Here is a 12154-nt window from a genome sequence, read left to right on the forward strand (position 1 = left end):
GTCAGAGGTTCTCCGCCCCGCGCAGGCGCTCCATCAGCTCGCGCAATCGATGGGCCAGATCGCGATAGCAGTTCTCGAGGCGCGGCGCCGCGCGTTCCGGATCGAGGTCGCCGAGATCGAGGGCGACGTCCCAGGACAGCAGCACGGTGCGGAAGGGCACCTGCAGATGCCCTCGGCCGTCACCGGAGAGATCGACGATCACGTGGTAGGCCTCCAGCTCGTCGCCCTGCGGCTCGAGGGCTTTGGGCTCGAGAGCGGCGAGGTCGAAGCCGCGACGGGAAAGAAAGGCGGCGACGCGCGAATCGGCGGCCGTCGCCGGCGCCCAGCCGGCAGAGGCGAACTCCCCGGAATCGGCGAAGGAGTCGCGGGCCAGGGCCTCGGCGATCAGGCTGGCGCCATCGTTGGCGGCCTCGACGAAGAGCACCCGAAAGTGCTTCGGGGCCTTGGTTTCGCCGGTGACGATGAAGATCGTCTCCTCGCAGAGGTTCTTGGCCTGGTCACTGACCCGCTCGAGGCCCTTGAGGGCGGCCTGCAGGGCCAGCAGGTCCTGCAGCTCCTGTTGCCCCTTTTCGCCGGCCTGCAGCAGGTCGGAAAGCACTTTGCGGTAGAGGGCATCGGACTGCCGCGCCATCGGCAGGGTGCCGCGGGCGAGGTCGCTGTTGCCCTCGCGGAAGGCGGCGATGGCCTGGCGCAGCATCGCCCGGCTCTGCTGTGCCAGCAGCTCGACGTCGTCGGCGAGGAGCTCCGGCAGCGGCGCCGAGATGCGCACCGCTTCGCGCGAGATGGTCACGGCGTAGTCGCCGATCCGCTCGAGCTCGAGGTTCAGGCGCAGCACCGAGGAAACGAAGCGCAGGTGACCGGCGCTGGGCAGGTGCAGGGCGACGAAGGAGTGGCAGCGCCGATCGATCTCGCGGCTGGCGCGGTTGATCGCGTGATCCCCGAGAATGGTCTCCCCGGCGAGCTCGAAATCGCGCCGCACCAGGGCCTGGACGGCATCGCCGAGGGCCGCCTCGACGGCCTCCCCCATCGCTCCGACGCGTGCCCGAATGTCCTCCAGGTCGGCCTCGAGGCGTTGTTCCAAATGACTCATGTCAACCTTCTTCCTTTGACTTCCCGACGGCAGCGCCGGAGGACCAGCGGAGAGGTGGTCTCGGAGCCCGGTCGGTGAGCAGCGAACAGCGCCGGGGCGAGCCCCGGCAGAGATCTAGACGCAGTCGACCTCGACCGCCGGGGCGTAGCCCTTCTCGGCGATGATGCACTGACCGGTCGGGCTCAGAATCCAGTCCAGATAAGCCTTGACGGCGCCCTCCGGCTCGCCGGAGGTATACATGAAGAGCGGTCGCGCGATCGGGTAGGAGCGATCGACGGCGGTCTCGACGGATGGTGAGACGCACCCGGATCCGGCCTCCTCACCTTCTTCTCCCTCCGCCGACTCGCCGGTGACGATGCACGCCATCTTGACGCCATGGGTGGCGTAGGCCAGGCCGGAGTAGCCGATCGCGCAGGGGGTCTTCTCGACCAGGTCGACGACGTCCTTCGAGCCGTGCATGTCGCGGGTGCCGAGACGGTAATCGCGCTCCTTACCGAGTACCGTGTCTTTGAAGTAGACGTAGGTGCCAGAGTTGTTCTGGCGGCTGACGATGACGATCTCGTCGCTGTCGCAACCCGGCACCTCGACGCCGAGCTGGCTCCAGGACTCGACCGTCGCCCCCTCGCCGTAGATGTCGGCGAGCTGCTCGAGGCTCATCGTGTCGATCGGATTGTCGGCGTGCAGATAGACCGCCAGCGCGTCATAACCGACGATGTGCTGCTTCGGTTCGACGCCGTTGGCGCGCGCCGACTCGAGCTCCCGATCCTTCATCGCGCGGCTCGAGCTGGCGATGTCGACGGTGCCATTGATCATCGCCGAGATACCGGTTCCGGAGCCACCGCCGGTAACCGCCACGGCGACGTTCGGAGCCACCTCTTTGTAGTTCTCGGCCCACGCCTGGGCGACGTTGACCAGGGTGTCCGAGCCCTTGTTCTGAATGATCGTGCGGCCCGCCCGGCTGCCGTCCTCGGCAGGCCGTCCACAAGCGGCGAGCAACAGAATTGCGCATACAGCGGCCAGGTGTCTCATAGAGACCTCCAGGTTCATGATTCCAGATTAGAGAAAGGCTCAGAAGGCCAAAAATCAAACCAAATCGAAGAGTCGCCCCAACAGCATCTGAAGCGGAAACCGCTGAAGACTACCACCCACGGCGGCGTGCTCGTCATAGACCTGCACGGCGTCCGCCTCGATGCCTTCTCCCCAGATCAGAACCGGCAGCGGATCGGCGGCGTGCTGACCGCTTTCGGAGAGGGTGGCGTGGTCCGAAGCGACCGCCACCCGGAGCGGCCCGGAGGTGCTCTCGAGCAGCTCACCGAGGGCTCCGTCGACGCGCTCGAGGAACTCCACCTTGAGATCCGGCCGGCGATCGTGGGCCGCGATGTCGGCCCCCTTGACGTGCACGACCACCAGGTCGCCGCGGCGCAGATGATCGGCCGCGAAATTCAGCTTGGTCGCCAGGTCGGTGTCGAGATTAGCGGTCATCGCCGGCGTCGAAACGATCTCGGCGCCGAGCCAACGCGCCAGGCCGAGCACCGTGCGATCGCCGGAGATGCAGGCCAGGCGTAGTGGATCTCCGCCGGACTCGAGAGGGATCAAGCGGTGGGGCCGGCCGGCACCGCGGGTCAGTACGGCATTGGCCATCGGCTGACCGGCCCCGTGGCGGCGGCGGTTCACCGGATGGTCGGCCAGCAGGCGACGCGCCTCTTCCTCGAAAAGCGCCAGAATCCGCGCTGTGTAGACCGCCCGCGGATCGTCCGGATCGGTCGATTGCGGCGTCAACGGACGCTGCCCGAGGGCCCCATCGCCGGGATCGCTGCCGCCGATGGCCGACGACAGTCCCTCGCCCCGGAGGACCACCGCCAGGCGATGCTCCGTCGCGGCCTTGACCCGCACCTCGGCCTCGTCCGCCAGGCTGCCCGGCAGGGGCAAGCGGTCGAGCACGGCGGCGAGCTCTTCCGTATCGAGGCGAATGCGTCCGGCGCGGCGGTCGATCACTCGCCCGTCGGCGTCGAGGGTGGCGAAGTTGCCGCGCAGGGCGACATCGCCGGCGGAGAGCTCGACGCCGGCCCCGAGGGCTTCCACGGGACCACGCTTGAGGGCCAGCGGAGACTGTCCGAAAAGGGCCAGGCTGCCGGCCGCCGTGTCCGGGACCACTCCCGGAGAGATGGGGTCGGCGAGGCCGCAGCGACCTTCCCGGGCGAGGCGATCGAGGGTTGGCGTCTCGGCCGCCTGCAGCGGTGTCCGCCCGCCGAGGGAGCGCACCGGCCGATCCGCCATGCCGTCGATGATCAGCAGCAGGGTCGGCCCCTTGACGCTCTCCGGCTCGACCTCTTCCTGGGCCAAGGCGGGCAGCCGGCGTTCGAGCAGACCGGTGATCAGGCGCAGGCTCTCGGCCACCGGCAGCTCACCTCGGGAGGTGTCGAGGAGTGGCACGTCGTGCAGCTCCGCCTGCTGCAAGACGTGGTCGTGAATCGCCCGGATGGCGCCGAAGCTCTCGACGTAGCGTTCCGCCCGGCGCCCGCCGAGACGAGCGCGAGAGAGAAAGCGCGGTCGATGGGCCTCGGCATCGAGGGTGCCGAGGATCAAGGGAACTTGATACACCGCGCCCTCGAGGTCGCCGAAAGGAATCAGTGGCGGATAGAGATGAACCCCTTCCACCAGGACGCTGAGGTTTTCAGCGATGGCGCGTTCCACCACCGCCCGCACGCCGACGGCGACGCGCGTCGCCTGCTCCTCGAAGGAGGCCAGCAGGCGCTCTCCCCCTTCGAGACCGTCCGTCGCCGCGACGCCGTCGGCGGTCTCGAAGCTGGATGTATGGAGCGCCGGCAGGATGGCCGAAGAGAAGACCATCCGCATCACCTGGCGAATGGTGTCGGTGGCGGTGACGCGGTAGATGCGCAGCAGCGGCGCGAGCTCGAGGGCGAGGGTCGACTTGCCCGTCCCGCTGGCCCCCCCGAGGTAGATCACCAGCGGTCGCGGCAAGCGCGAGATCCGCCGCACCAGGCGGTAGCGACGGGCCGCGTCGGGCCCTTCGAAGCGCTCGAGGAGGGCGCCCATGCGGCGGGCGATCTCGGCGCTCGGCAACACCTCGACGCCCTCCGCCCGCAGCTCACCGCGCAGCTCGACGACCAGCCGATAGGCGCGATCGAGGTCGACGCCGGCAGCGAGCACGCTGCGCGCCAATAAGCCACGAGAAAAGGGCTGCTTCTCGCCGTGGTAGACAACGAACAGGTCCGGCGCCGGCCGCGCCGGCAGGACCGCTTCGCCGGCCAGACCCTCGAGATGGAGGTCGACGAGGTCGCGAATCTCCGCCGTCGTCACCTCGTCGCGATCACCGAAGTGATCCCGAATCGCCCGCGCCGAGGCGTAGGCGCTGTCGAAGTCGAGACCGCGCTGCATCAAATCGTGGGTCACCATGCCGCGCAAGAATCGCTGTCGATTACCGCGCGAGGTCACCACCGTCAAGGCGCGGCGTCGGCCGCGCTCACCACTGCTGCTCTGGCGACTCAAGGTGCCTCCTCCCAGCGCTGCAGGATTTTCGGGGTCACCAGCCAGCGCAGCTCACCGCGGCCGGCCGCCGGCTCAGCCCAGCTCTCGAGGGGTAAATCGATGCGCGCCAAGGCCGCCGTCGGGAAACGAAAGTCGCCGCCGCCGACCAGGCGGCGCAGCAGCTCCGAGAAGGTCGGCTGGTGACCGACCAGCAGAACCCGGCGCAGGGAGTCATCGAATCCCGGCAGCCAATGCTCCAACAGGCCCTCGACGGACTCGGAGTAGATCTCTTCGGCCACCGCCACGGGGCGATTCCAAGCCCCCGCCGAGGCCGCCAGCTCGAGGGTCCGCCGGGCCCGCTCGGCCGGCGACGCGATGGCGAGATCGGGCAACGGCCCGGCCGCGGCGAGAAACCGTCCGATGGTGAGGGCTGCCCGCCGCCCCCGAGGATTGAGCGGACGCTGCCGGTCGTCGTCGTGCTGCACCGTCCAGTCGGACTTACCGTGGCGGAGCAGGAGTAGGGTTCGTCGCGTCACCAGTCATCCGAGTCCTATGCAAGGCGGCAACTCGCCGGCCGTGGGTCTGAATCGCCTACAATTTGACAGGCTTCCCAAGGCAGAGCAACCGCCGCTGCTGCAACACCGCTGTCACAGCCCTCTGCTAGCTTCCGAAAGGCGCCCGAGTGGTCAAGAAAACCAAGAAAGCCAAAGCTTTGAAGAGCACTGCCACCTCACTGGAGAGCAGCCCCCCGGAACAGCCGGAAGCCGTCGACGCGGAATCCCCCTCGCAGTATCTCAACCGCGAGCTGAGCTGGCTGCGCTTCAACGAGCGCGTCCTCGAAGAAGCCCTGGACACCCGCCATCCGCTGCTCGAGCGGGTCAAGTTTCTAGCGATCTTTTCGAGCAACCTCGACGAGTTCTTCATGATCCGCGTCTCGGGCCTGCGCCGCCAGCTCGCTGTCGGCGCCCTCGAGCCACCGCCCGACGGCATGACGCCGGCGGAGCAGCTCGCCGCCATTCGCGAAGCGCTCACCCCGCTGATCGAGAGCCGCGCCCGCTGCTGGAACGACGACCTGCTTCCCAAACTGCGCCACCGCGGCATCCGGGTGCTGCGCTATGACGATCTCAAGAGCAAGCAGCGCAAGCTCCTGCGGCGCCACTTCCGCAGCGAGATCTTCCCCACCCTGACGCCCCTCGCCTTCGACCCGTCGCACCCCTTCCCGCACATCTCGAACCTGAGCATCAATCTGGCGGTGGTGATCAACGACCCCGGCCACGGCGACCGCTTCGCCCGCCTCAAGGTGCCCAACAGCCTGCCACGGCTGCTGCGCATTCCGAGCGAGGACAAGGCCGGCAGCTACCAGCGTCTCGGCCTCGAGCTGCCCCAGGCGACCCATTTCGTGTGGATCGAGGAGGTCATCGCCGCCAACCTCGACCTGCTCTTCCCGGAGCTCGAGGTGGACGCCGCCTATCCCTTCCGGGTGACCCGCGACGCCGACCTCGAGATCGAGGAGGACGAGGCCTCGGACCTGCTGTCGGCGATGCAGGAGGTGGTCGGCCTGCGCCACTTCGGCTCGGTGGTGCGACTGGAGGTCGACGAGCGCATGCCGGAGCGCATTCGCGAGATCCTCACCCGCAACCTCGAGCTCGCCCCCTACCAGGTCTATGAAGCCGAAGCGCCGCTCGGCATGTCCGACCTCTTCGAGCTCACCAAGGTCGAACGACCGGAGCTCAAGGACCCGCCGTTCCTGCCTTTGGTGCCGCCGGAGCTGAGCGGCGAAGAGAGCCTGTTCGCCGCCATTCGGCGCCGCGACGTTTTGCTCTATCACCCCTACGACAGCTTCACGCCGGTAGTCGACTTCGTGCGCCAGGCGGCCGAGGACCCGGACGTCCTGGCGATCAAGCAGACCCTTTATCGGGTGGGCCCCAACTCTCCCATCGTCGAGGCTCTGATGGAGGCGCGCGAGAACGGCAAGCAGGTGTCCGCCCTGGTCGAGCTCAAAGCCCGCTTCGACGAGGCCAACAACATCGTCTGGGCGCGCGCTCTGGAGCGTGCCGGGGTGCACGTGGTCTACGGCCTCCTCGGCCTCAAGACGCACGCCAAGATGTGCCTGGTGGTGCGCAAGGAGCACGAGGGAATCCGTCGCTATGTCCACCTCGGCACGGGCAACTACAACCCGGAGACGGCGCGCATCTACACCGACCTGGGCTTCTTCACCGCCGACGAGGAGATCGCCTCCGACGTCTCCGACCTGTTCAATGCCCTCACCGGCTACTCGCGCAAGGATCGCTACCACAAGCTGCTGGTGTCCCCCCACTCGATGCGCCAGCAGCTCCTCGACCGCATCCAGCGGGAGATCGACCTGCATCGCGAGAGCGGCGATGGCCACATCGCCTTCAAGATGAACTCGCTGGTCGATCGCGCCTGCATTCGCGCCCTCTACGAAGCCTCCCAGGCAGGCGTCCGGATCGACCTCCAGGTGCGCGGCATCTGCTGCCTGCGGCCCGGCGTGCCGGGCCTCTCCGAGAACATCACCGTGACCTCCATCGTCGGTCGCTTCCTCGAGCACGCCCGGATCTACTACTTCCACAACGGCGGCGCCGAAGAGATCTATCTCGGTAGCGCCGACCTCATGCCGCGCAACCTCGACGGGCGCGTCGAAGTGCTCTTCCCGGTGAGCGATCCCGCCCTGCGCGATCCGCTACGGGACGAGATCCTCTTCCTCCACCTGCGCGACAACCAACAGGCCCGCCTGCTCGAAGCCTCCGGCACCTACCAGCGGCTGACGCCCGGAAAGCGCCGTCACGGCGACGACACCCAGAGCATCCGCCTCGCCGAGCGCGGCTCCTGGCACCTCGAAGACTAGGCTTGATTCTTTCGCAGCATCTTTATCTAGCCGAGCTCACGGGCAGGTGCCAGGGGTCGCCGAGAAGGTGTTGGTGACCGCAGTCCCGGGCCCCAGGGCGGTAGCCGGCGACACCATGTGGACCCCCGCCCCATCGATCTCCAGTCCCGGACCGAGGGTGATCGAGTTGCTTGCGGTGAAGGTCGCGGCAGCGCTCAGGGTGGTGTTGGCGATCACCGCGTTTGCCGGGCAGCCGCCAAAGTCCAGAAGCCAGGCGCCTCGCCCCAGGGTTCCCGCCAGCAGCACATCGTCGGCGGGATCGTAGTCGAGCTCGTAGACCGGGGCGTTCGGCAAGCTGATTCCCAGCGGCGTCCAGGTCGAGAAGCCCGCGCCCTCGCTGGCGGCGTAGACGCCGGTGTCGGTGCCCACCACCAGCAGGTCGCCGCCGGGACCGTTGACGTACTCGGCGAAGTTGATATTTCCGGCGTTGTTGCCCGGAGCGGTGAACAGATCGCCGGTGACGGCGCTCCAGGTGGATCCGGCATTGTTGGTGCGGAAGACGTTGGCGACGTCGACGGCAAAGGCCACCGTGTCGCTGTCCGGATCGAGCACCACCGCGGTGATGCCACGGAAGTCGGCCGTCAGGGTGGTGCAGGAGACGGCGGCGCCCGGCGCACCGATGCGCTGGCAGACCTGCGTGGCGGTTCCAAAGTAAAGCAGCTCCGCATTGCCCGGCCGACCGTAGGCAATCGGGCTTCCGCCAGTGAACGAGGTGATCCTGGCGGTCGAGATGCGGTTGATGGTGTCGAGGCGGGTCAGGCTCTCGTAGACGCCGTTGGCACCCCCCGCGATCAGCCGAGTGGGGTCCAGCGCATTCACCGCCAACGGGGTCTTGAACTGCGGCGCGATCGCCGGCGAGCCGCCGATCGGCGTCAGGGTCGGCTCCATCGCCGTCACCAGGACGTTGGCGGCATCATAGATGCGGCGGGTCAGGGATTGCAGGTTCTGGGCGCTGGCGTAGCGGGTCGACTGGCTCGCCAGGGGATCGCCGGGCGCCACCACCACGTCTCCCCCGTCCCCTCCCCGCACCGTGGCCCACACCGAGCTCGCCGGCAGCAGTTGCTCACCGCTGCCGTTGTCCTGGTTGCCGGAGATGATGATGTTACTGAGCGAGTCGTAGGCGCTGTCGTGCTGCTCGATGGCCGCCAGGTTGCCGACCACCGACTGCCAGTCGCCAGCGCCACCGAGGGGATCCGTGTGGCGATAGACACCGCCGTCGTCGACCTCGATCAGGTCACCGTTGGCGTCGAACACCATCTCCCGCGAGTCGGCGTGGGGAGCGCTGTCCGATGCGGTGCTCGCCTGACCGCCACAGGCCGCCGGCAGAGGCGGTGCGCAATGGGTGATCGGGCGCGCCTGGCTGCCCGGCGCCAGATCCGCGTCGACCCTGAACAGACGACCGACGAAGCCGCTGGCGCCGATCGAGTTCGGGAAGGCATTGCCTTGGAGCGCCTCGTTGGCGGCAGGCTGACGGTCGCCGCCGACATAGACCACCGAGTGGTCCAGCGGATCGGCGACCAGCGAGAGATGGGGGTTGCACTGCCCCCCCGGGTGAACTCCATAGACGGCGCCGAACAGCTCGGTAGTCTGCGGCAGGTCGAGGCTGGACCAGTTCGTCCCGCCATCGGGCGAGTGGAACAGTCCCGACAGGCGGCCGCTGGCGCAGGTCGCCACGAAGAGGTTTCCACCACCGCGGCCGGCCACCACCTGCACCACCGCCGGCGTGGCTTCTAGCGCCATGTCCATCACCGAGCCGGCGCCGACCTGGGTCCAGGTCGCCCCGGTATCGCTGCTGCGGTAGAGACCGTCCTCCGCCAGGCCGAGGCCGGTCGAAGGGACGTACAGTCGCGTACTCAGGGTGGGATCCTGGGCCAGGTCGAAGGCGAAGCCGCACGGCAGCCCCGCGGCGCTGAGGCCGCCGAAGAGGTTGTGAGACAGCCGGATGAAGGTACTCCCCGAATCGGTACTGCGAAAGATCCCCAGAGACGAGCAGCTCGAGAACGGTCCCCGGACCGCCGCCACCAGAGTCGAGCCCCGGGGGGCCACCCCCCGCAGGTCGAGTCCGACGAGATTTGCCGACGGCAGGAGAGTCCAGGAGACCCCACCGTCGGTGGTCCTCATCACCCCCTCCAGCGCGCCGCCGATGCCACCGTAGGCACTGGTGTGGCCGATCCCCGCCACCAGTGTCTGATGGCTGCCGTCGGTGGGATCGAGCTCCAGGGCGGCGATCGAGAGGGACCGCAGGTGGTCCGTCTGGGCGGTCCAGATCGGAATCGAAGCGGTGGCATCGAGGGTGCGGAAGACGCCTCCGTTGACTGATCCGACCCACAAGATGTCGGGATTCGTGGGATGCGCCACCACCGCCTCGAGGGCGCCCGCCACCGGTCCGGCGGAAATGTTCTCCACCGAGCCGAGAAGGAGCGGCGCCGGGCCCTTGGCCTCCCAGACCAGCTGTCCTTGAGCCTCCACACTAAAGGCGGCTGCGAAGCAGAGGATCGCGACGACGATCCGGTGGTGATTGCGAGCGGTATTTTTCATTCTCCCTCCAGCGCCAGTTTCTCGATGCGAGTTTCTGCAGCTCCGACCAGGACCGCTGGGAGCGCTCATGGCGGCATCGGTCCACGCAGCTGCGTGGACCGGAGGGTCCGTTCCCACACCGAGCTGCCGCTGCCGAGGACGATCGCGTGCAGGCGCCGTGGCGATTCCTCCCACTCTTCTCCCGAGCGGCGACCGAAGGGCCGCTCGATCAGGACGACATGATCGTCGTCGACGAAGAATGGGGAATGCGCCTGGCGGTGCCGTAGGCGCCCCACCGACTCTCCGGTTTCGAGGGACAACAGCGACCACTCGTACTCCTCCGCCTCCCCCCGGGCGTGCCGCTGGGTAACCAGCAGATGGCGGCCGTCCGCCGAGGGAAATTGCAGCAAGTGGGGGCCGCGAAAGAGCTCGTGATCCGGCAGCGGCTCGCCGCCGGATCGCTGCCAGCGCTTGAGGATGATCCTGCTGTCCGGCGCGGTCTGGCCGCCGACCACCTCGGTTGCCGCGATCACCACTCCCGCCGCCACCGGCCCCACGGCGGAGCGACCAGCGGCACGCCAGGCTTCAACCGAGGGCGGCCAGGCCGGCGCCGGCGGAGCGTTCTCGACGGCGACCAGCTCACCGGCCTGTCGATCCCACTGCAGGGCGCCGCGGCGGAGCGTCTCCGGCGGTGCGCCGGCGCCCGGCGCGACCCCTTGGGCGTAGCGTTCGGTCTGAGTCCAGACGAGCTCGAGCTTCCCCGTAGAGCGCCGGCTGGTGAGCTCGAAACGACGACCGATCGCCTCGTCCAGGGTCGCCCGCACCCCCGCCGGCAGGGTCACCGAGAACGACTCCTCGAGCCGGCCGGCGGCCGCATCGAGCAAGACGACATGCAAGCGCGACAGGGCGCCCGGACGAATCACTTGAGCCACCAGCCGGTCGCCGTCGAGCGCTACCGGCTGGTCCGCCTCGTCACTGGTCCAGAGGACACTGCCGGACGCCAGCGAGATCTTTTCCAGTCCGCCCTCCGGGCGCATGGCGTAGAGCGCCCCGTCCGCCGGATCCACCACCACACCGAGGGTGAGCTCGAAGGCCTCCTGAGTGGCCGCAGAGCTCCACGCCAAGGCCCATCCGACGACGACGAGCGTCACCCTCCGGCGCCACCGACCGGCCCGGCGAGCCACCGGCGCGCCGGCGCGCTCCCCTGGCCCCTGCGGGGCCGCCCCTGAGCGGCGCCTCACGGCGCGCCTTCGAGGCGGGTGGTCAGCTGGCGAATCTGCTCCTGCTGTCGCTCGAGCAGATGCTGCTGCTGGATGGCGTAGAGGGTGAGCTCCTCGACCTTCTCGAGCAGCTTGAGCTGCATCGTGGTCATGTCGAGGCCCTGCGCCGAGATGTCCTGCGCCGACGGCACGCCGGGCAGGTGGCGATGGCGGCGAACGAAGGCTTCGACCTCCGCCAGCGGCCGCAGCTCGTACTCGGCGTCGAAGACGTAGTCCGGAATCGAGCTCCCCGGCTGCTGGGCGGTGATGTTGCCGGCGAAGATCACGTTGCCGCCGGCCATCAGCCGCATCTCGTTGACCCCAGAGGCGGCGGCGGTGATGATGAAGCCGTTGCCCGCCAGGGCATTGCTGAAGGTCCAGGAGCGGGCGCCGGGCGCGGTGTCGGTGATCCGAAACTCCGTGCGGCCGCGGTTGCGAAGCTCGAACAGGTCGCGGATAGCGGTGGTCGTCGCCGCCTCCTCGACCAGGATCCGAGCGCTGCCGTCATCGCGCAAGACGTGAAGCGGAGTGGTCGGAGTCTCCGTTCCGACGCCTACCGCGCCGGCGCCGTCGACGAACAGGCCATCGCTCTGGGCACCGGCAGAGCCGATCGGCGCGCAGGCCAGAAGCATGATGATGATGAGCGGCGTCGAGCGCCGCCGGGCTGCGAGATTTTGCATAGATATCCCTCCATTCTGGTCGTTCCTGCTACCGAAGAACGGTGCGTACCGGACCCACTGCCTGCTGGAGAGATACAGAGAAGAAACCGAATCAGCGATCAGACCATACACTACTTCGAAATAAAACAAAAACGGATGACCGACTCGGTCCATGGTTCCGCGGAGCAACCTGGCGGTAGGCCTCGCTTCGATGGAGTGTCGAAACTTCGTCCTC

8 protein-coding genes are annotated in these 12154 nt (G+C 68.2%); 1 reads left to right on the top strand and 7 read right to left on the bottom strand.

The features are described 5' to 3' along the window. Position 1 precedes the first annotated feature (1 nt). From phoU to AAF604_09800, 4 genes are all read right to left on the bottom strand, one after another. Positions 2-1090, bottom strand: a complete 1089-nt coding sequence (phoU, locus tag AAF604_09785) for a phosphate signaling complex protein PhoU (GenBank protein MEM7049942.1) — start codon at positions 1088-1090, stop codon at positions 2-4. A gap of 114 nt (positions 1091-1204) precedes the next feature. After that, positions 1205-2119 carry a phosphate ABC transporter substrate-binding protein gene (locus AAF604_09790; protein MEM7049943.1) on the bottom strand — a complete coding sequence of 305 codons (915 nt, stop codon included), beginning with the start codon at positions 2117-2119 and terminating at the stop codon, positions 1205-1207. Positions 2120-2173: 54 nt separating this feature from the next. Then, positions 2174-4600: a 2,3-bisphosphoglycerate-independent phosphoglycerate mutase gene (apgM, locus tag AAF604_09795; protein MEM7049944.1), complete on the bottom strand. Its 2427-nt coding sequence runs from the start codon at positions 4598-4600 to the stop codon at positions 2174-2176. After that, the gene (locus AAF604_09800) at positions 4597-5115 is read right to left on the bottom strand and encodes a histidine phosphatase family protein (protein ID MEM7049945.1); all 519 of its coding nucleotides are present in this window, start codon (positions 5113-5115) and stop codon (positions 4597-4599) included. The genes apgM and AAF604_09800 overlap by 4 nt, the downstream gene beginning before the upstream one ends. A 176-nt stretch (positions 5116-5291) precedes the next feature. On the opposite strand from AAF604_09800, the gene ppk1 reads away from it, so the two are divergent. Beyond that, positions 5292-7445 (top strand): polyphosphate kinase 1, encoded by a 2154-nt coding sequence (gene ppk1 / locus AAF604_09805; protein MEM7049946.1) that lies wholly within the window; start codon positions 5292-5294, stop codon positions 7443-7445. 36 nt (positions 7446-7481) lie between these two features. Here ppk1 and AAF604_09810 read toward each other — a convergent pair whose 3' ends face one another. From AAF604_09810 to AAF604_09820, 3 genes are all read right to left on the bottom strand, one after another. Beyond that, the gene (locus tag AAF604_09810) at positions 7482-10022 is read right to left on the bottom strand and encodes an RTX toxin (GenBank protein MEM7049947.1); all 2541 of its coding nucleotides are present in this window, start codon (positions 10020-10022) and stop codon (positions 7482-7484) included. A gap of 65 nt (positions 10023-10087) precedes the next feature. Beyond that, positions 10088-11125 carry a hypothetical protein gene (locus AAF604_09815; protein MEM7049948.1) on the bottom strand — a complete coding sequence of 346 codons (1038 nt, stop codon included), beginning with the start codon at positions 11123-11125 and terminating at the stop codon, positions 10088-10090. Between the two features lie 113 nt (positions 11126-11238). Beyond that, complete coding sequence (locus tag AAF604_09820; protein ID MEM7049949.1) at positions 11239-11940, bottom strand: hypothetical protein; 702 nt, start codon at positions 11938-11940, stop codon at positions 11239-11241. Positions 11941-12154 lie beyond the last annotated feature (214 nt).

The organism is Acidobacteriota bacterium, from assembly GCA_039028635.1.
GTDB lineage: Bacteria > Acidobacteriota > Thermoanaerobaculia > Multivoradales > JBCCEF01 > JBCCEF01.